Genomic DNA, 19,262 nt, shown 5'->3' on the forward strand with positions numbered 1-19,262 from the left:
CCCCGTCCCGCAAAACGCAACTGAAAATCGGCCGATAGCCGAAATGACAGCGTCGATTGCTGCCGACCATCATGGTTAATTGGTCGTAGCAGGGTACGGTTAATGGCCAGTCAACGGCGCTAAGCCCCCGAGATCGTTCGGAGGCAATCCATCCATTGCTAACGCGGATGCCGAGAGCTTTCCCGACACGGCAATGCTGCGTTTGCCGTCAATTGGCCCGCGCCAGATCCGCGAGCAGGCTCGCGGCGACGGTCGCCTTCGACACCGTCAGGTCCGAGGCGGCGATGCCTTCCACCGCGTCGCGGATGCGGGCGAGCGCCGGCCCCCGCGCCTTCACCCAGGCGGCCACCGCCTCCGGGCCGGCGCCGATATCCGCCACGACCTCGGCCGTCAATCGGCGGTGGGCCGAGGCGATGCCGGCGACCGCCCGTTCCAGGGCGATGCGGTCGAACGTGTCCGACACGGGCGCCGTCCGCGCGGCGGCGGCCAGGGCGTCGAGGCCGAATTCGCGCTCCAGGACGAAGTGGGTCGAGGCGATCTCCTCCACCGGCCGCCCGCTCATCTCGGCGACGCGGACGATGTCCGGCGCAGAGACCAGCGCCCGCAGGCCGGCGAGGCGGCGGGCGCGGGGCTGCGCCATGCCGCGCTCGGTGAGTTCGGCCTCCCGGGCCTCGACTTCGGCACGGGCGTCCTCGCCGAGCACCTGCGGCAGTGCCGCCTCCACCGCCGCGACGCCGTCCCGGTAGCGGGCGACGATGGGCGAGAGGCCGCCCGACAGATCGAGGTTGCGGATGAACCAGACGATGCGGTTCGCCAGGACCTCCTGCACCTCGGCGTAGAGACCGAGTTGCGCCTGCCCCCCGATCCGGTTGCCGAGCCCGTCGATGGCGAGGTTCAGTTCCATCAGCCCGAAGGCGTCGCGCGTCGCCGCGTAGGCCTTGGCGATGGTGGCGGCATCCGCCCCCGTGCCGTCCACGAGACGCGTCACCAGCGAGGGGCCACCCCGGTTGACGATGATGTTGGCGAGCGCCGTCGCAATGATCTCCCGGCGCAGGCGGTGGCCCTTGATCGCGTCGGGGAAGCGCTCGCGCAGCTCCTTCGGGAAGTAACGCTGCAACTCGCGGTCGAAATACGGGTCGTTCGGCACGGCGCTCGCGAGGATCGCGTCGTGCAGGGACAGCTTCGCGTAGGCGAGAAGCACCGCGTATTCCGGCCGGGTCAGGCCCTCGCCCCGGCGCATCCGCTCGGTGAGGGTGGCATCGTCGGGCAGGTATTCCACCGACCGGTCGAGCCGGTTCTCGGCTTCCAGCGCCTGCATCGTCCGCATGGCGAAGCCGGTCTCGCCGAGCCCGCCGCGTTGGGCGAGGGACAGACTTATCGTTTGCAACTCGTTGTTGCGCAGGACGAGGTGCCCGACCTCCTCGGTCATGGCGGCGAGGAGGTCGTTGCGCGCGTCGTAGGTCAGGCGTCCGTCGCGTTCGGGGCCCATCAGGGCGATCTTGATGTTCACCTCCACGTCGGAGGTGTTCACGCCGGCCGAGTTGTCGATGGCGTCGGTGTTCAGGCGCACGCCGGAGCGGGCCGCCTCGATGCGCCCGCGCTGGGTCAGGCCGAGATTGGCGCCCTCGCCGATCACCTTGGCGCGGAGTTCCGGGGCGGCGATGCGGATCGCATCGTTCGCCCGGTCGCCGGCATCCTCGTCGGTCTCGGTGGTGGCGCGGATGTATGTGCCGATGCCGCCGAACCAGAGCAGGTCGGCCGGCGCCTTCAGGATCGCCTGCATCAGTTCGGCAGGCGTCGCCTCGGCGCGGTCGAAGGCAAGGGCGGCGCGCACCTCCTGCGACAGGGAAATGGTTTTCAGGCTGCGGGGGAAGACGCCACCGCCGGCCGAGATCAGCGACTTGTCGTAATCGGCCCAGGAAGAGCGGCCGAGGGCGAACAGCCGCTCGCGCTCCGCGAAGCTCGTCGCGGCGTCGGGGTTCGGGTCGAGGAAGATGTCGCGGTGGTCGAAGGCCGCCACGAGGCGGATCGTCTTCGAGAGCAGCATCCCGTTGCCGAACACATCGCCCGACATGTCGCCGACGCCGACCACCGTGAACGGGTCGGACTGGGTATCCACGTCCATCTCGCGGAAGTGGCGCTTCACCGCTTCCCAGGCGCCCCGCGCCGTGATGCCCATGCCCTTGTGGTCGTAGCCCTGGCTGCCGCCGGAGGCGAAGGCATCGCCGAGCCAATGGCCCTTCTCGATGGAGATGGCGTTGGCGATGTCCGAGAAGGTCGCCGTGCCCTTGTCCGCCGCGACGACGAGATAGGCGTCGTCGGGGTCCTGCCGCACGGTGTTCGGCGGTGGGACGATCTCGCCGTCCACGATGTTGTCGGTGAGTTCGAGGAGCGTGCGGATGAAGATCCGGTAGCTCTCGGTGCCCTCCGCCATCCAGGCGGCGCGGTCGGAGGCCGGCGGCAGGCGCTTCGGGAAGAAGCCGCCCTTGGCGCCCACCGGCACGATCACCGCGTTCTTCACCTGCTGCGCCTTCACGAGGCCCAGGATCTCGGTGCGGAAATCCTCCGGCCGGTCGGACCAGCGCAGACCGCCGCGCGCGACGTAGCCGAAGCGTAGGTGCACGCCCTCGACGCGGGGCGAATAGACGAAGATCTCGAAGAGCGGCCGGGGCAGGGGCATCCCCGAGACCTTGGCGCAGGCGAACTTGAAGCTGATCGTGCCGCGCGGGGCGCCGGCCTCGTCCACCTGGAAGAAGTTCGTGCGGATCGCCGCCTCGATCAGGTTCACGAACCGCCGCAGGATGCGGTCGTCGTCAAGGCTCGTGACCTCAGCGAGCGCCCCCTCGATCCGCGCGCGGATGTCCGCCTGCGCCGCGTCGCGGTCACCCTCGGCCGCCGGGTCGAAGCGGGCGTGGAACAGGGCGACGAGATCGCGGGTGATACCCGCGTGCCGGGCGAGCGTCCCGGCGATGTAATCCTGCCCATAGCGGATGCGCAGCTGGCGCAGGTAGCGGCCGAAGGCGCGCAACAGCGCGGCCTCGCGCCAGGGGAGGGCGGCTTCGAGGACGAGGCGGTTGTAGCCGTCCGATTCCGCGAGATCGTCGGCGATGGCGAGCATCGCCGCTTCGAGGGGCTTTTCCAGCGTGGACACGTCGATGGGCGCGCCGGTCGCGCGCTCGATCAGCATGTCGTGCAGCCAGACCCGGTCCGCCTCGCCCGTACCGGGCGGCTCGACGCGATAGGTCCGCTCGTTGATGACCCGGAAGCCTAGATTTTCGAGCCCTGGCACCCGGTCCGAAAGGGCGATGGCAGTGCCCCGCGAGAAGACCTTCAGGCGGATCTGCGAGGGCGGGTCCGTCTCCCGCCGGCCGATGGAGACGGCGCGGGGGTTGGTCTCGCTCAGGGCATCGAGGGTCGCGATGTCATCGACCGCCACCTCCGGCAGGAAGTTTTCGCGGTAGGCGGCCGAGAACGCCTCGGCGTAGCGGGCGGCGAGCCCCCGTGCCCGGCCGCGCTCGGCCAGGGCCGCGCGCAACCCGTCCGCCCAGGTGCGGACGATGGCGGCGATCCCGGCTTCCAGCGTGGCGGGGTCGCGCTCCGGCGGCGCCTCCTCCGACAGGCCGATGATGTAGTGGGTGCGCGCCAGCGGCCCTTCCGGGAAGTCCGGCTGCGCCACGGAAAGTCGACCGCCGTAGCTCTGTGCGAGGCAGGCGCCGATCTTCGCGCGGATGCCCGAGTCGTAGCGGTCCTTCGGCACGTAGACGAGGAGCGAGACGAACCGCCCGAATCGGTCGGGCCGGGACAGGACGCGGATGCGCGGCCGGTCGGCGAGGTCCACGATGCCGAGGGCGAAGCGCGTCAGCCGCTCGATGTCGATCTGGAACAGGTCGTCGCGCGGGTAGGTCTCCAACACCGCGAGCAGGCTGCGGCCGGCATGGCTCGTCGGGTCGAGCCCGGCGCGGGCGAGGACCGCCTCCACCTTGCGGCGGATCACCGGAACCTCGCGGGCGGGGCTGGCATAGGCCGCCGCCGTGAACAGCCCGACGATCCGCACCTCGCCGGCGAGCTTGCCGGCGGCGGAGAACAGCTTCACGCCGATATAGTCGAGATGGTCCGACCGGCGGACGCGGCTGCGGGCGCTGGCCTTCGTGATGATGAGCGCCTGCGGCTCTTCGAGGAAGGCGAGGATCTCGGGCGTGTAATCCACGAGGCTCCCGCCCCGGCGCAGCACCGCCGTGCCGGGATCGCGCAGGACGCCGAGGCTCGTATCGGGCACGAGCGGATGCTGGTCGCCCTGGATGCCGTGTTCCTGCATCCCGAGCAGGGTGAAATGGCCATCCGCCAGCCAGTTGAGGAAGGCGCGGGCCTCGCTGGTCTCGGCCTCCGGCAGGGGCGACGGGGTCCGCCCGTAGCTCGCCGCGAGGTCGGCGAGCCGCGCCCGCATCTTCTCGTGGTCGGCGGCGACGTGGGCGACGTCGTGGTGGACCTGGACGAGGCTCGCTTCGAGGAACTTGCGCGCCTCGCCTTCGAGGCGATCCAGATGAATGTGGAGCAGGCTTTCGCGCGCCAGCGTGCCGTGGGCGTCGGCGGTGGTCTCGCCCACGACGCGGATCAAGCCGCCGCCCGCGTCGCGCTCGACGCCGAGGATCGGGTGGGCGACGAGTTGCGCCGTCAATCCGTGGAAGGTCAGCGCCGCCAGCGTCGAATCGAGGAGGAAGGGGCGGTTGTCGTTGACGATCTCCAGCACCGTCACGTCCCGCTGTTTGCCGTCGCGGGGGAGCGTGAGATCGGTGAGACGCAGCCGCGCCGGATCGCCCGGATGGCGGGGGGCGGCGAGGAACTCCCGCGCGCGGCCCGCGAGGTCGGCCAAGGCGTCGGCCGGGTAGGGCGACAGATCCTCCGGCGGGACGCGGCCGAACAGGTCGCGCACGAAGCCGCCGGGCCCGCCCTGGCCTGTTACGAGATCGGCGGCTGCATCGATGAGCCCCGTCCGGGCGCTGCGCTCCTCGTGCGAGGAGAGGGCGGTGGCGGTTTCGAGGGTCATGCGAGTCTCCCGTACCGGGTTTGCAGACGGTTTGAGCGTTATCAGAGCCGTTCAGCGAGTCGATGACACCCGTCAGGGCGGGGGAGTCGATCACGACGATCCGTCACCCGCTTGCTCGGCGGCAGATAGGTGCATATACACGCATCCATGAGCGCGCCGCCGGCCCTGGAGCGAGATGTCTGCACCTGCGGCGCGCTGCGTCGGGCGGCCCGTGCCGCCACGGCCCTCTACGATCAGGCCCTGAAGCCGACCGGGCTGCGGGTTACGCAATACGCCATCCTGAGGATCCTCGACCGCTGCGGGCCGCTGCCCGTCACCCGGCTGGCCGCCGAGGCGGACCTCGAACGCACCACCATGGCGCGCAACCTCGACCCGTTGGAGCGGCGCGGCCTCGTGCGCGTCGGCACGGGGGAGAACGACGCGCGCAGCCGCCTGGCCGAACTGACGGAAGCCGGCCGCGCCACCCTTGCGGAGGCAACGCCGCATTGGCAGGCGGCGCAGGAGCAACTGGCGCAGCGGGTCGATCCCGATACGGTGCGGTCGCTGGCCGAAGCGTTGCGCGCATGAGCGCGGGAGACCCGAACCCATGACCTCTTCCGCCGAGATCCGGCCGGCCCCACGGTTCCATTACGCCTGGGTGATCGCGGCGGTGACGTTCGTCGTCCTCCTCGTCGGCGCCGGGGTGCGCGCGACGCCGGGCGTGCTCATCGTGCCCTGGGAAAAGGAGTTCGGCTGGAGCGCGGCGACGATCGGTATCGCCATCGCGATCAACATCTTCCTCTACGGGATGATCGGCCCCTTCGCGGTGGCGATCATCGAGCGGTTCGGCCTGCGCGCCTCGGTCTGCAGCGCGCTGCTCGTCCTCGCGGTCGGCACCAGCGCCACCAGCCTGATGCAGACGCCCTGGCAGATGATGCTCCTCTGGGGCCTCGTCGTCGGCTCGGGCTCCGGCATGGTCGCCAACGTGCTCGGCGCCACGGTGGCCGGGCGCTGGTTCGGCCAGCGCCGGGGCCTCGTCCTCGGCCTGTTGACGGCGAGCAGCGCCACGGGCCAGCTCGTGTTCCTGCCGCTGCTCGCGCACCTCGCCGTCGATCACGGCTGGCGGACGGTGTCCTTCACCGTCGCGGGGGCGACCCTCGTCCTCGTGCCCCTGGTTTGGCTGCTGCTGCGCGACCGCCCGTCGGATCTCGGCTTGCCGCGCTACGGCGAAACGGCGCTCCAGCCGGTTCCGGTACTCACCGAGAACCCGGCCAAGCGGGCGCTGCGTGGCCTCGCCATGGGCGTGCGCTCGAAGGATTTCTGGCTGCTGGCCGGCACGTTCTTCATCTGCGGCGCCTCGACCAACGGCCTCGTCGGCACGCACCTGATCCCGGCCTGTTTCGATCACGGCATCCCGGAAGTCACCGCCGCCGGCCTGCTGGCGTTGATGGGCATCTGCGACCTCGTCGGCACCACGGCCTCCGGCTGGCTCACCGACCGGTTCGACTCGCGCAAGCTGCTGGCGTGGTACTATGCCCTGCGCGGCCTCTCGCTGATCTTCCTGCCCTACTCGTTCGATCTCAACTTCTACGGCCTGTCGCTCTTCGCGGTGTTCTACGGGCTCGACTGGATCGCCACGGTGCCGCCCACGGTGAACCTCGCGGGCAAGGCGTTCGGCGAGGGCAACGCCGCGCTGATGTTCGGCTGGATCGCCGCCGCGCACCAGATCGGCGCGGCCTCGGCGGCGTGGCTCGCGGGCGTGGCCCGCACCGGCAGCGGAACCTACACCCAGGCCTTCGTGGCGGCAGGCATCCTCTGCCTCGTGGCGGCGATGATGTCCCTGTTCGTCGGGCGCCGGCCCGAGGCCGAAGTCGGGATGCACCCGCAGCCGGCCTGAACTGCGGCCCGCGCGGGGCGATGAGCGTTAGAAGGATACGCGCCGGGGCGGCCAGCCGCCCGGCCTTCCTGTTTCGCGAGTCGCTCCTTGTCCGATGCCCTTCCGACCGTGAAGGCCGCCGAAACCCGCCGCGCCTGGGTGGGGCCCGGCTTCACAGAGTTCGTCGCCATCGTCGCCCTGATGATGGCGGTGACGGCGATCTCCATCGATAATCTGCTGCCGGCCTTTCCGGCCATCGAGACGCGGTTCGGCGTCACCGATCCGAACCACCTCCAGCTCCTCGTCTACGTCTACATGCTCGGCTTCGGGCCGGCGCAGATCGTCTACGGCCCGCTCTCGGACGCCCTCGGGCGGCGCCCGGTGCTGATGGCGAGCCTCGGCGTCTACGTCGCGGGCTGCGTCCTCGCCATGCTGGCGCCGAGCTTCGGCTGGCTGCTCGTGGCGCGGGTCATCCAGGGGATGGGCGCGGCGGGCGGGCGCGTCCTCTCCACCGCCATCGTGCGCGACCGCTTCGCCGGGCGCGAGATGGCGAGCGTGATGTCGCTCATCATGATGGTGTTCCTGATCGTGCCGATGATCGCCCCGGCCATCGGCGGCGCGATGCTGGCGTTCGGCTCGTGGGTCTACGTCTTCATCTCGATGCTGATCCTCGCCTTCATCGTGACGGCGTGGTTTGGCTGGCGGATGCCGGAAACCCTCCACCCGGAATATCGCCGCCCGCTCTCGCTCAAGGCGACGGCGCAGGCGGTGCGGCTCACGCTCTCGACCCGCGTCGCGGTCGGCTACGCGACGGCCCTGGGCCTGCTGACCGGCTGCATCATGGGCTATGTCGGCTCGGCGCAGCAGGTGTTCGACACGGGGCTCTACAAGCTCGGACCGCTCTTTCCCGTGGCCTTCGGCCTCGTGGCGGGCGCCATGGGCGCGGCGACGCTCATCAACGCCCGCGTCGTGCGCCGGCTCGGGATGCGGACGCTCTCGCAGGCCGGGACGATCGCCTTCACGATCGTCGGGCTGGGGCAGGTGGCGCTCGGCTTCGCCTATGGCGGGCATCCGCCGCTCGCCCTGTTCCTCGGCGTGCTGGCGGCGAACCAGTTCCTCATCAGCTTCGCCATGCCGAACTTCAACGCCCTGGCGCTCGAACCCCTCGGCGCGGTGGCGGGCACGGCCTCGTCGTTCCTCGGCTGCTACACCACAATCCTCGGTGCCCTGTGCGGCTACCTGATCGGCCACGCCTTCGACGGCACCGTGATGCCCATCGGCATCGGCTATGCCACCCTCGGCGGCCTCGCCCTCCTCGTGGTCGCGTGGACGGAGCGCGGGCGCCTGTTCGCGCCCGGGTCATCCACCTGATTCACGGTTGCGCTTAACGGGGCGTTCAATCGAAGCCGCGAGTCTGAGGGACTTCCTCGCGCCCCGGACTGAACCCCATGCTCGCCCGCGCCAACGATGCCACCCTTCTGGCCGCGCGCCTGTTGCTGGCGGCGGCCCTGCTGCCCACCGGCATCGCCCGGGCCCTGAACGTCTCCGGCTTCGCCCTGACGCTCGCCGGGGCCGGTATGCCGTTCCCGAATGCCGTCGCGACGACGGCGGTCGTGGTGCAGGTCTTCGGGCCGCTGGCGATCATCCTCGGGGTGCTGCCGCGCCTCACCGGCCTTGCGCTGGCGCTGTTCGCCGCCGCGACGGCCTGCGTGCTCCACGCCTTTTGGCAGTTCACCGGCCCGGCCCTGGTGGCCGAGCGGACGCTCATGCTGGCCGATCTCGGCCTCGCGGGCGGCTACCTGCTCTACGCGATGACCGGCCCTGGGGCGTGGAGCTGGCAGGGCTGGCGCATGGGCGCGCCCGCGCCGCGCGCGAAGCCCGCTTCCAAGTCGAGCGCGAAATCCGGCGGCGGGCGCCGCGCGCCCCAGGTTCGCGCGGCTTGAGGTTCAACTCCGCCCAGGCGCCGCGTTCGACGGCGTCGCGGCGATCTGCCGGCCCGACACCTCGGCGCCGGCCTCCGGCGTCAGGGCGCGGAAGGGAAACACAGACAGCAGCGAGATGACGGCCACCGCCAGGAAGGCCGGGCCGAAATCGGACGCCTCGATCGCCGTCCGCCCATGGTAGGCCGCCGTGCCTTCCAGCGCCAGCGCCCCGAAGGTGACGCCGAGGCTCAAAGAGAGCTGTTGCGCCACGCTGGCGAAGCTCGTCGCGGCGCTCATCTGCGGCTTGTCGAGGTCGGCATAGGCGATGGCGTTCACGCAGGTGAACTGCACCGAGCGGCAGCACCCGCCGACGAACAGGACCGCCAGCATCACCAGATGGGGCGTCTGCGCCGTGAACAGTCCGTTCACGGCCAGGAAGGCCGAGGCCAGCACGGCGTTCACCACCATCACCCGCCGGAAGCCGAAGCGACGCAGGATCGCGGGCGCCATCGTCTTCACGAACATCGCCCCCCCCGCCGCCGCGAAGGTGATGAGGCCGGAGCGCAGGGCATCGAGCCCGAACCCGATCTGCAGCATCAGCGGCAGCAGAAAGGGGATGGCCCCCGTGCCGATGCGGAACAGGCTTCCGCCCGTCACCGCCGCGCGGAAGGTCGGGTAGCGCAGCAGGTCGAGGCGCACGACCGGATGCGCCACGCGGCGTGAATGCCAGAAATAGCCGGGCAGCAGGAGGCAGGCCGCGACGAAGCATCCCCACGTCACGGAGACGGGCAGCAGATGCCGCCCCAGCGATGCGAGCCCCAGCATCAACGAGGCGAGGCCGGCGCCCAGCAGGAGGAAGCCCAGCACGTCGAGGGGCGGGCGCTCCTCCTCGCGCAGATCCTCGAAGTAGAGCGTCGCGAGGATGAAGCCGACGATGCCGATGGGCACGTTGATGAAGAAGATCCAGCGCCAGTCGAGCCAGGTGGTGATGAGCCCACCGAGGGGCGGCCCGATCACCGGCCCGACCATGGCCGGCAGGGTCAGATAGGAGAGGGCGGTGACGAGTTGCGCCTTGGGCGCGGAGCGCAGCACCACGAGGCGCCCCACCGGCACCATCATCGCCCCGCCCATCCCCTGGAGGAACCGGGCCGCCACGAACCCGCCGAGGCCGTTCGCTCCGGCGCAGGCGAGCGAGCCCGCTAGGAACACGCACAGGGCCGCGCGGAACACGGTGCGGGCCCCGAACCGGTCGGCCGCCCACCCGCTGACGGGGATGAAGATCGCGAGGCTGACGAGATACGCCGTCAGCGCGAGCTTCAGGGCGATGGGGTCCTCGTGAAGGCTCGCCGCGATGCTCGGCAGCGCGGTGGCGATCACCGTCGAGTCGGTGTTCTCCATGAAGAGGGCGGTCGCCACCGTGAGGGGGACGATCCGTTGGGAGAGGGTCAGGGAACGGGGCATCGGACGGGAGACGCGCAAGGCCATGTGGGGTTGCGGCGTTTTCCACCTAGGCGTTTCAGAATTGTATCCGCGAAGCCACAGCCGAAGCGTGGCGGCATGGCTCAGGGAGCTTGGCCGCTATCCTCACGGAGGCGTGACGGATAAGCTTTCGGGAAGGACCGGCGTTGCGCCGTCCGGCCCGCGTGGCGGGGGCTCCACCGAGAGCGTGATATTGAGAGAGCGGATGCAATCCAGCCGGCCTGACCGTCGCGCCTTGTCTCGCCTGTTTGCTGCGGCGGCCCTGATGACGGGGGTCGCGGCATGCGGCACCGTGCTCATCAACACTTCCGGTTCGCTCACTCGCTACGACCGGCTCCAGCGTTCCGCGGCCACCGCCACCGAGGCGCGGCTCTACATCGACAAGCCCGCGGTCGAGCGCGCGCGCACCGTGCGCATCATCCCGACCTCCTTCCCGGCTGAGGTGGAAGGCTCGGCGCCGCTCACGGCCGCCGACCGTCGCCTCATCGCCAACGCGGCCGACCGGGCGCTCTGCTACGACCTGTCGCTGCGCTACGACATCGTGACGAGCCGCGACGCGGACCTCACCGTCCGGGCTCAGGTGACGCGCGTTGTGCCGACGAACCTCATCGGCGCGGGCGGCACCATCGCCGGCTCGGCGGCGGTGAGCATCGCCTCGCAGCTCGGCGTCGGCTTCGCGGACGGCATCGGCCGCATCCCGATCCCGCGCCTGCCCATCGGCCTCGGCAGCCTCACCGTCGAGGCCGAGGCGTTGGACCGCCGCCACCAGCAGCGGGCCGCGATGGTCTGGGGCGGCGCCGCCAACTCCTTCACGAGCCAGCCGCGCTTCGCGGCCTCCAGCGATCCCTACGACCTCGCGGGCGAGTTCGGGCAGGATTTCGGGTACTTCATGGCCCGTGGCGAGGATCCGTTCCTGGCCCCGAACACCCTGCCGACCTGGGACCGCATCCGCGTGACGATCCTCGGCGAGGCCCCCCTCGATCCGGATTGCGAGGCCTTCGGCCGGGCGCCCGGCCTCGACGGCATCGCGGCGGACTATATCGGCCTTCCGCCGGAATACACCGACAAGGGACCGGCCGTCCCCGCGCGCTGAGGCGTCCGCGCCTGTCAGCCATGCACACAAGCCTACCGCATCGCGGCATCCTCGCATTGGCGTGGCTGCATCTTGCGTGATAGGGCCACTTGCCAACCCGCTCCCCGCGGCGCGACCCGCGCCGCTCGCTTCAAGGACCGTTGGCACATGGCCCGACTCAGTTCCGCGTCGATCATCGAGGGCCTGACCTTCGACGACGTGCTGTTGAGGCCCGCCGCCTCTTCGGTGATGCCGACCGAGGTGAACATCGCCTCGCGGCTCACCCGCACCATCGCCCTCCACATGCCGATCATGTCCTCGGCGATGGACACCGTGACCGAGGCGCCGATGGCCATCGCCATGGCGGCCATGGGTGGCCTCGGCGTCATCCACCGCAACCTAGAGCCGCCGGAGCAGGCCGCACAGGTCCGCCTCGTGAAGAAGTACGAGTCCGGCATGGTCATGAACCCCATCACCATCCACCCCGACGAGACCTTGGCGGACGCCCTGGAGATCATGCGGGCGAACCGCATCTCGGGCATCCCGGTGGTCGAGCGTGGGCCGAACGGCAACCGCGGCAAGCTCGTCGGCATCCTCACCAACCGCGACGTGCGCTTCGCCACCGAGGCGAGTCAGCCCGTCTCCGAGCTCATGACCCGCGACCGGCTCATCACCGTCCGCGAGGGCACGACGCAGGACGAGGCCAAGCGCCTCCTGCATCAATTCCGCATTGAGAAGCTTCTCGTCGTCGATGACCATTACCGTTGCATCGGCCTGATCACGGTGAAGGACATCGAGAAGCGGGTCGCCTACCCGAACGCGGTGAAGGACGAACAGGGCCGCCTGCGCGTCGCCGCCGCCACGACCACCGGCGACGGCGGGTTCGAGCGGGCCGAGCGCCTGATCGATGCCGGCTGCGACGTGATCGTGGTCGACACCGCCCACGGCCATTCGATCAAGGTGCTCGACAGCGTGCGCCGGGTGAAGCAGCTCTCCAACGCCGTGCAGGTGGTGGCGGGCAACGTTGCCACCCGTGAGGGCGCCCAGGCGCTCATCGATGCCGGGGCGGACGCCATCAAGGTCGGCATCGGGCCGGGCTCGATCTGCACCACCCGCATCGTGGCCGGCGTCGGCGTTCCGCAATTGACCGCTCTCATGGAAGCCGTCGAGGCCGCGTCTGAGGCCGGCGTGCCGGTGATCGCCGACGGCGGCATCAAGTACTCGGGCGACCTCGCCAAGGCCATCGCGGCGGGCGCCTCGGTCGCCATGCTCGGCTCGCTGCTGGCGGGCACCGACGAGGCCCCCGGCGAGGTGTTCCTGCACCAGGGCCGTTCCTACAAGTCGTATCGCGGCATGGGCTCGGTGGGCGCCATGGCGCGCGGCTCGGCCGACCGCTACTTCCAGGCCGAGGTGAGCGACACGCACAAGCTCGTGCCGGAGGGCATCGAGGGTCAGGTGCCCTACAAGGGCCCGGTGGCCGCCGTGCTGCACCAGCTTTCGGGCGGCCTGCGCGCGGCGATGGGCTATGTCGGCGCCGCGACGGTGCCGGAGTTCCAGGAGCGGGCGCAGTTCATCCGCATCACCAATGCGGGCCTGCGCGAGAGCCACGTCCATGACGTGACGATCACCCGCGAGAGCCCCAACTACCCCTCCCGGACCTGACGAACGAAGGACGAGGCCGATGCGGACGCTGGTGGTCGGAGCGGGTGCGACGGGTGGGTATTACGGCGCACGCCTCGCGGAGGCCGGCGCCGACATCACCTTCCTCGTCCGCCCGGCCCGCGCCGCGCGGCTGGCGTCCGAGGGGCTGAAGGTGGCCAGCCCCCTCGGGGACCTGCACCTGCGCGAGCCTCGCACGATCATCGCCGCCGACCTTCCGCAGGCCGGGGCGTTCGACCTCGTGCTCCTGTCCTGCAAGGCCTACGACCTCGACGCGGCCATCGCCGACGTCGCCCCGGCCGTGGGGGAGGGGACCGCGATCCTGCCGGTGCTGAACGGCATGGCCCATCTCGACGCGCTGGATTCCCGGTTCGGCGCCGCGAAGGTGCTCGGCGGAAGCTGCGCCATCGCGGCGATGCTGACGCCGGAGGGCACGATCCGGCACATGAGCGAGCTGTGCAGCATCACCTACGGTGAGCGCGACGGCGGCACCTCCGACCGCATCGCCTCGGTCGATGCGCTGATGAAGATGGCCGCGCCGAAGTTCCAGCCGCGCCTCTCCGACCGCATCCAGCTCGAGATGTGGGAGAAGTGGGTCTTCCTCGCGACGCTCGCCTCCGGCACGACGCTGATGCGCGCGGCCATTGGCGACATCGTCGCCGCGCCGGGCGGCACCGCCCTCCTGACGGCCCTCCACGAGGAATGCACCGCCATCGCCGACGCGTCAGGCTTCGCCCCGCGTGAGAAGGTGGCCTCGGGCGCACGGGGGCAACTCACGGCGGCGGGCTCGACCTTCACGGCGTCGATGCTGCGGGACATCGAGGGCAAGGGCCGCATCGAGGCCGACCATGTGATCGGCGACCTCATCGCGCGCGGCCAGGCGCAGGGCATCGCGACGCCGATGCTCGACCTCGCCTATACCGGCCTCAAGGCCTACGAGGCGCGACGCGCGCGCGAGACCAAGGCCCCGTGAAGGACGGCGCCGAAGCGCCGCCCGTGCGGGATCAGTAGCGCGGCGGCGGCGGGGGCGGGTTGCCGTATTCCAGCTGCGTCTTGGCATCGACCGGCCGGCGAGGGGGCGGCGTCAGATCGGTGGCGGTCGGCGCGGTGGCGCAGGCGGCGAGCAGCGACGTGGCGAAGCCGAGCAGGACGATCCGGCTGACGATTTGAGTGTGGGACGACATGGACGTTGCGACTCCGGTGCAGGCCCGCCGCCCGAACGGGCCGCGAGGCATGACCATCCATCGTCGCGCCAAAGCTTGGCCTTATCGTGGCCGCCGCGAAACCCCTTCCGCGCCGCCGACTTCGGGGCTATCGCCCTGAACATCCCGTTGCGAACCCAACCGATTCGAGGAGTGATCCCCTGACCCCCGCCGCCCGCTGCGCTGCCGCCATCGAAGTCCTGTCCGACATCACCGAGCGCCGCCGCCCGGCCGCCGACGCCCTCAAGGATTGGGGCCTCGCCCACCGCTTCGCCGGCTCCGGCGACCGCGCCGGGATCGCGAGCCTCGTCTACGATGCCCTGCGCCGCCGCGCCTCCGCCGCCTGGATCATGGGTGCGGACACGCCGCGCGCCATCGTGATCGGCTCCCTGCGCCTGCAGCAGGGCCTCGCCGCCCCCTCGATCGCCGCCCTATTCTCCGGCGAAGGCTACGCCCCGCCCGCCCTCACGGCCGAGGAGCGCACGCGCATCGAGACCGCGACTCTCGACGACGCCCCACCGGAGATCGCGGGCGACGCCCCGGCCTTCGTCCTGCCCGAGCTCGAAGCCGTACTCGGCGACGACCTGATCCCTGAACTGCGTGCACTGGCCCGCCGCGCGCCCCTCGACCTGCGCGTCAACGCCCTGCGCGGCCCGCGCGACACCATCCTTTCCGCCCTCGAAAGCTACGGCGCCGCGCCGACGCCGCACGCGCCGCAGGGCCTGCGAGTTCCCGTCGGCGCCGACGGGCGCGGTCCCGCCCTCCATGTCGAGGCGGAGTTCCTCGACGGCTGGTACGAGATTCAGGACGAGGGCTCGCAACTCGCGGCCCTGCTCGCGGGGGCGAAGCCGGGCGAGACCGTCGTGGACCTCTGCGCGGGCGGGGGCGGCAAGACCCTGGCCCTCGCCGCCGCGATGGGCAACGCCGGCCGGCTGATCGCCACCGATGGCGACCCGCGCCGCCTCGCCCCGATCCACGAACGCCTACGCCGCTCCGGCGCGCAGGCCGAGGTGCGCACCCCGCGCGGCGGCAAGCAGCGCGCCGACGTGATCGCCGACCTCGACGGCACGGTGGATCGCGTGCTGGTGGATGCCCCCTGCACGGGCTCCGGCACATGGCGCCGCAACCCGGACGCCAAGTGGCGTCTTCGTCCCGGCAGCCTCGCGACCCGCCACGCAGAGCAGGCGGCGGTACTCGACCGCGCTGCGAGCCTCGTGCGGCCGGGGGGACGCGTCGTCTACATCACCTGCTCGCTGTTCCTCTCTGAGAACGACGACGCGGTGGCCGCGCTGCTCTCGCGCCGGGGCGACTTTGCGCCGGTTCCTGCCGCCGCATTGCTGGCCGGGGCTCCGGCCTCCCTGGGCGACGCCATCCGCCATACGACCCACGGCGTGCAGATGACGCCGCTGCGCACGGGAACGGACGGGTTCTACGTCGCCGCCCTCGGCCGCCGCCACTGAGCTTCAGGATAGGACCGACCGCCGATGGCGATGAAGACGAGCTACGTGGTGCAGCCGTTCGAGCTTCACCGCAAACGCCTGCGGCCCGCCCGCCAGGAGCAGGCCCAGACGGAAAGCGGCGCGGTCAAGAAGGCCGAGAATCTGGCGAAGCGGATGCCGGGCGCGGCCGCGCTGAAGGTCGTCGCCGACGACGAGACGGGCGAATTGGAAAGCGTCACCATCCTCGGTCAATGGGGTGAGATTCCCGACGACTTCGCCGAGAGCCTGCAAGGCTGAGGCGAGGGGCTTACGCCCGCACCGGCTCCATGCCCGCACTCCTGATCGCGGCACTCATCTCGTCGGACTGAAGGAACGCGATCAAGCGCTTCGCCGCTTCCGGGTGCCGCGCGTCCGCGACGATGGCCGCCGTGAAGGTTTGGACGAGTTGCACCGCGTCGGGCAGGTGCCCGATGGGCTCGACACCGGGGATGTTGACCAGTTCGCTGATGGGCCCCAGCGCGATGTCCGTTTCCCCCGCGACGAGGGCAGCGGTCGAATCCGTTCCCCTTGGATAAACCTTCAAGCGCACCGTCTCGGCGATGCCGAGGGCCGGGAGAACGTCGGTCTGGATGAAAAGGCCGCTGGTGCTGCCGGGTAACCCGATCAGATGTGCCTCCGACAGGGTTCGGGTCAGCGCCGCGACCGAGCTGACATCGGGCTTGCGCGCCCCGACACGCACGGCGGCGGCGAGGGGAGCCGTCGCGAGTTCCACGGCCGTCCCCTCGGCGACCCGGCCGTCTTCCGCGAGTTCGTGCAGTCCCTCGTTCGAGAGGATCACGACATCGACCTCGGCCCCGTGGGCCAGTTGATGACGGATCGTCTTCGGGCCTTTGCCCTGGGAGGCCCCCGACAGCGTCTCGACCGTGATCCCCGTCCGACGCTGGAACTCCGGAAGGGCCGTCTGGTAGGCCAGCGCGAAGCCGCCGGAGATCATGACGGTGACGGTCATCCGGTCGCTCACCGCAAGACGCCTTCCGCGAGGGCGCGCTGAATGCCCCGGACGTCCGCGCCCTTCTTCAAGGTCCGCTGGATCGGCTCCGCCGCGCCCGACACCCAGATCTTCAGTTCGGCGTCGAGATCGAACGTGCCGGCCGTCTCGACCGAGAACCGTGTGATGGCGCGATAGGGGACCGAGAGGAACTCGACCTTGCTGCCGGTCACGCCTTGGACGTCGATCAGGATGACCCGGCGTTCGGTAAAGACGAAGACGTCACGGATGATTTTGAAGGCGAGCCGCGCCGTCTCACCCTCGATCAGTATCCCGTCCAGCCGTCGCTCCAGCGAGGCCCCATCGACGGCCGAGCCATGACCGAGCAATCCATCCAGCAGACCCATGGCCGATCATCTCGTGACGCCGCGCTCGAAACGCGGCTACCACCGAAGCTTACTGGCTGCAAACGTTGCCGGATTTGCGCCGGTGGCGCACCGATCTCAACAGAAAGCGAACACTCATATCGGTCTCGCGGGCATGAGCGCCGAGGATTCACCTCGGCACTCATCCTCCACGTCCCTTCAGCCGAACCCGTACAGCGCGGCAGGATTGTCCACGAGAACTCGCGCGCGCGCCCGCTCGTCGGGGACCCATTCGGCCAGAAGATCGAGCAGCCGGGCATCGTCGGGCAGGTGCTTCTCGCCCCGGTGCGGCCAGTCGCTGCCCCAGACCATCCGCTCCGGAGCCGCCGCCGCGAAGGACTTCGCGACCGCCGTGGCATCGGCATAGGCGGGCGGCCCGCTCGTGGTGTTGAGATAGGCCCCCGAGAGTTTCATCCAGGCCCGGCCGCTGTCGAGCAGGCGGCGCACGATGAAATAGGCGGGATGATTGATGCCCTGGGCCGGCGGGAGGCGCGCCAGGTGGTCGATGACCAGCGGCGTCGGCAGGCGGCTCAAGACGGGGTCGAGCTCCACAATCTGGTCGCCGGTCGCGTAGATCTGGACGTGCCAACCCAGCGGTGCGACCTTGCGGGCCATCGTCTCCAGGCGCTCGGCGGTGGTCGTCCCCCAGGATTGCGGCGTTCCGAAATTCACCCGGATGCCCACCGCGCCCTGGGCCGCCATCGCCCGGAGTTCGGCCTCGGTGATGTCGAGATCGACCACGACCACCGCGCGGGCCGAGCGGCCGAACTGCGCCACGCCGTCGAGGGTCGCGCGGTTGTCGGTGCCATAGGTCGAGGGCGTTACGACCACCACCCGGCTCGTCCCGAGGCGCGCCTGCACTTGGCGGTACGCGGCGACGTCACTGTCCAGCACCGGCTGACCCCGCCAGTGGGACGAGGCCGGGAAGCGGGTCGAGAGGATGTGGATATGGCAGTCGCAGGCCTCCGGCGGCACGCGGATCGAGGGCGCCTCCGTCCCGGCCGAGAATGGGACGGAGTCCACCGCGCCCGCCGGCCACCCTTTGAAGCCAGCGGCCACGGCGAGGGCGACGCCGCCGCCTTGCACGAGACAACTCCGCCGCGTTCGAGGCCTGGGATCTGTCATGGAAATCATCCTTGAGGCCGAGCGAGGTCAGAACCCGTAGAGCGTGGCGGGGTTGGCCACGAGGATCCGGTTGCGCACCGCCTCGTCGGGCGCCCAGTTCGCCAGGAGGTCGAGCAGCACGGCATCGTCCGGCTTCGCATCGGCCGGCGAGGTCGGATGCGGCCAGTCGCTCCCCCAGACCACGCGCTCGGGGGCAAGCGCCACGTAGGCGCGGGCGAGGCGGCTCCGGTCCGCGTAGCTCGGCGGCCCGACCTTCGAGAGAATGTAGGCGCCGGTGAGCTTCACCCAGGCTCCGTTCTTCTCGATCAGGTCGGCGATCACCTTGAAGCCTGGATAGTCGGGGCCGGCGGGCTCCGGCAGGTGCCCCATATGGTCGAATACGACCGGCACCGGCATCTCCTTCAGGGTGCCGGCCAGCTCCACGATCTTGTCGCCGTCGGAGACGAGTTGGATGTGCCAGCCGAAATCGGCGATCTTGCGGGCGACAGGCACCAGGTCGCTGATCGGCGCCCCGCCCGGCAGGCGCGTCCCGAAGCGAACGCCACGGATGCCGGCTGCGTTCAGGCGCTTCAGCTCCTCGGGCGTCACGGAGGCGTCGAGCATCGCGATGCCCCGGGCGGTCGGCCCGAATTCCTTCACGGACTGCACGAGCAGGCTGTTGTCGAGCCCGTAGGTCGAGGGCTGCACCACGACGTGCCGGGAGAGGCCGAGGCGCTGCATCAGGAGCTTGTAATCGGCGACGCTGGCATCCGGCGGCCGCAGGGTCGCGGCGGGCGAGGCGGGGAAGCGCGCATCGTAGATGTGGTGGTGGCAGTCCGTGGCGCCCGGCGGCACGGTGATGGTCGGCCGCTCCGTGCCCGAGGACCAGGGCACCGTCTGGGCCGACGCCGGCCGCAGCCCGGCACTGGCCGCAGCGCCGGCCATCAGGGCCGCGAGATGCGCGCGCCGGGTCATCGAGGGGGTCATCCGTCCAGTCCGTTCAACGATGCTAGAAGAGGGTTTCGCCCGGGGCCGGCATCCGCGCGGTCAGGAAGCTGCCGGTCTCGGATTCG

General features: G+C 70.6%; 16 protein-coding genes. 9 read left to right on the forward strand and 7 right to left on the reverse strand.

Going from position 1 to position 19,262, the window contains the following annotated elements:
• Positions 1–208: 208 nt before the first annotated feature.
• Positions 209–5,044, reverse strand: coding sequence for an NAD-glutamate dehydrogenase (locus MKK52_RS17150; protein ID WP_243955798.1), 4,836 nt, complete (start codon positions 5,042–5,044; stop codon positions 209–211).
• A 147-nt stretch (positions 5,045–5,191) separates the two neighbouring features.
• Here MKK52_RS17150 and MKK52_RS17155 point away from each other — a divergent pair, with 147 nt between their 5' ends.
• From MKK52_RS17155 to MKK52_RS17170, 4 genes are all read left to right on the forward strand, one after another.
• Positions 5,192–5,611, forward strand: coding sequence for a MarR family winged helix-turn-helix transcriptional regulator (locus MKK52_RS17155; RefSeq protein WP_243955800.1), 420 nt, complete (start codon positions 5,192–5,194; stop codon positions 5,609–5,611).
• Between the two features lie 19 nt (positions 5,612–5,630).
• Positions 5,631–6,920, forward strand: coding sequence for an MFS transporter (locus MKK52_RS17160; RefSeq protein ID WP_243955802.1), 1,290 nt, complete (start codon positions 5,631–5,633; stop codon positions 6,918–6,920).
• Between the two features lie 183 nt (positions 6,921–7,103).
• Positions 7,104–8,270: a multidrug effflux MFS transporter gene (locus MKK52_RS17165; protein WP_409564690.1), complete on the forward strand. Its 1,167-nt coding sequence runs from the start codon at positions 7,104–7,106 to the stop codon at positions 8,268–8,270.
• A 77-nt stretch (positions 8,271–8,347) separates the two neighbouring features.
• Positions 8,348–8,842 (forward strand): DoxX family membrane protein, encoded by a 495-nt coding sequence (locus MKK52_RS17170; RefSeq protein WP_243955804.1) that lies wholly within the window; start codon positions 8,348–8,350, stop codon positions 8,840–8,842.
• Between the two features lie 3 nt (positions 8,843–8,845).
• Here MKK52_RS17170 and MKK52_RS17175 read toward each other — a convergent pair whose 3' ends face one another.
• Positions 8,846–10,282 (reverse strand): MDR family MFS transporter, encoded by a 1,437-nt coding sequence (locus tag MKK52_RS17175; protein ID WP_243955806.1) that lies wholly within the window; start codon positions 10,280–10,282, stop codon positions 8,846–8,848.
• Between the two features lie 223 nt (positions 10,283–10,505).
• Between MKK52_RS17175 and MKK52_RS17180 the strand changes: the two genes are divergently transcribed.
• From MKK52_RS17180 to panE, 3 genes are all read left to right on the forward strand, one after another.
• Positions 10,506–11,393, forward strand: a complete 888-nt coding sequence (locus MKK52_RS17180; RefSeq protein ID WP_243955808.1) for a DUF3313 domain-containing protein — start codon at positions 10,506–10,508, stop codon at positions 11,391–11,393.
• A 147-nt stretch (positions 11,394–11,540) separates the two neighbouring features.
• The gene (gene guaB / locus MKK52_RS17185; protein ID WP_243955810.1) at positions 11,541–13,034 is read left to right on the forward strand and encodes an IMP dehydrogenase; all 1,494 of its coding nucleotides are present in this window, start codon (positions 11,541–11,543) and stop codon (positions 13,032–13,034) included.
• 19 nt (positions 13,035–13,053) lie between these two features.
• On the forward strand, positions 13,054–14,004 hold the full coding sequence (gene panE, locus MKK52_RS17190) for a 2-dehydropantoate 2-reductase (RefSeq protein ID WP_243955812.1): 951 nt from the start codon (positions 13,054–13,056) through the stop codon (positions 14,002–14,004).
• A 31-nt stretch (positions 14,005–14,035) separates the two neighbouring features.
• On the opposite strand, the gene MKK52_RS17195 is transcribed toward panE, so the two are convergent.
• A complete protein-coding gene (locus MKK52_RS17195) occupies positions 14,036–14,215 on the reverse strand; it encodes a hypothetical protein (RefSeq protein ID WP_243955814.1) in 180 nt (59 codons plus the stop codon).
• A 179-nt stretch (positions 14,216–14,394) separates the two neighbouring features.
• On the opposite strand from MKK52_RS17195, the gene MKK52_RS17200 reads away from it, so the two are divergent.
• Together MKK52_RS17200 and MKK52_RS17205 are read left to right on the forward strand one after the other, a co-directional pair.
• On the forward strand, positions 14,395–15,693 hold the full coding sequence (locus MKK52_RS17200; protein WP_243955896.1) for an RsmB/NOP family class I SAM-dependent RNA methyltransferase: 1,299 nt from the start codon (positions 14,395–14,397) through the stop codon (positions 15,691–15,693).
• 24 nt (positions 15,694–15,717) lie between these two features.
• Positions 15,718–15,969, forward strand: a complete 252-nt coding sequence (locus tag MKK52_RS17205) for a hypothetical protein (protein WP_243955816.1) — start codon at positions 15,718–15,720, stop codon at positions 15,967–15,969.
• A gap of 10 nt (positions 15,970–15,979) precedes the next feature.
• On the opposite strand, the gene MKK52_RS17210 is transcribed toward MKK52_RS17205, so the two are convergent.
• From MKK52_RS17210 to MKK52_RS17225, 4 genes are all read right to left on the reverse strand, one after another.
• Positions 15,980–16,681, reverse strand: a complete 702-nt coding sequence (locus tag MKK52_RS17210) for a substrate-binding domain-containing protein (protein WP_243955818.1) — start codon at positions 16,679–16,681, stop codon at positions 15,980–15,982.
• Between the two features lie 8 nt (positions 16,682–16,689).
• Positions 16,690–17,067, reverse strand: a complete 378-nt coding sequence (locus MKK52_RS17215; RefSeq protein WP_243955820.1) for a PH domain-containing protein — start codon at positions 17,065–17,067, stop codon at positions 16,690–16,692.
• A 177-nt stretch (positions 17,068–17,244) separates the two neighbouring features.
• Positions 17,245–18,171 (reverse strand): amidohydrolase family protein, encoded by a 927-nt coding sequence (locus MKK52_RS17220; RefSeq protein ID WP_243955822.1) that lies wholly within the window; start codon positions 18,169–18,171, stop codon positions 17,245–17,247.
• Between the two features lie 66 nt (positions 18,172–18,237).
• Entirely contained in the window at positions 18,238–19,176 is a 939-nt protein-coding gene (locus MKK52_RS17225; protein WP_243955823.1) for an amidohydrolase family protein, read from the reverse strand.
• Positions 19,177–19,262: the final 86 nt, after the last annotated feature.

The organism is Methylobacterium sp. J-067, assembly GCF_022829465.1.
Lineage (GTDB): Bacteria > Pseudomonadota > Alphaproteobacteria > Rhizobiales > Beijerinckiaceae > Methylobacterium > Methylobacterium litchii.

Bases quoted from the DNA above. Each gene is read 5' to 3' on its own strand.
- MKK52_RS17150 (WP_243955798.1), bottom strand. From the start codon at position 5,044: ATGACCCTCGAAACCGCCACCGCCCTCTCCTCGCACGAGGAGCGCAGC.
- MKK52_RS17155 (WP_243955800.1), top strand. From the start codon at position 5,192: ATGAGCGCGCCGCCGGCCCTGGAGCGAGATGTCTGCACCTGCGGCGCG.
- MKK52_RS17160 (WP_243955802.1), top strand. From the start codon at position 5,631: ATGACCTCTTCCGCCGAGATCCGGCCGGCCCCACGGTTCCATTACGCC.
- MKK52_RS17165 (WP_409564690.1), top strand. From the start codon at position 7,104: ATGGCGGTGACGGCGATCTCCATCGATAATCTGCTGCCGGCCTTTCCG.
- MKK52_RS17170 (WP_243955804.1), top strand. From the start codon at position 8,348: ATGCTCGCCCGCGCCAACGATGCCACCCTTCTGGCCGCGCGCCTGTTG.
- MKK52_RS17175 (WP_243955806.1), bottom strand. From the start codon at position 10,282: ATGCCCCGTTCCCTGACCCTCTCCCAACGGATCGTCCCCCTCACGGTG.
- MKK52_RS17180 (WP_243955808.1), top strand. From the start codon at position 10,506: ATGCAATCCAGCCGGCCTGACCGTCGCGCCTTGTCTCGCCTGTTTGCT.
- guaB (WP_243955810.1), top strand. From the start codon at position 11,541: ATGGCCCGACTCAGTTCCGCGTCGATCATCGAGGGCCTGACCTTCGAC.
- panE (WP_243955812.1), top strand. From the start codon at position 13,054: ATGCGGACGCTGGTGGTCGGAGCGGGTGCGACGGGTGGGTATTACGGC.
- MKK52_RS17195 (WP_243955814.1), bottom strand. From the start codon at position 14,215: ATGTCGTCCCACACTCAAATCGTCAGCCGGATCGTCCTGCTCGGCTTC.
- MKK52_RS17205 (WP_243955816.1), top strand. From the start codon at position 15,718: ATGGCGATGAAGACGAGCTACGTGGTGCAGCCGTTCGAGCTTCACCGC.
- MKK52_RS17210 (WP_243955818.1), bottom strand. From the start codon at position 16,681: ATGACCGTCACCGTCATGATCTCCGGCGGCTTCGCGCTGGCCTACCAG.
- MKK52_RS17215 (WP_243955820.1), bottom strand. From the start codon at position 17,067: ATGGGTCTGCTGGATGGATTGCTCGGTCATGGCTCGGCCGTCGATGGG.
- MKK52_RS17225 (WP_243955823.1), bottom strand. From the start codon at position 19,176: ATGACCCCCTCGATGACCCGGCGCGCGCATCTCGCGGCCCTGATGGCC.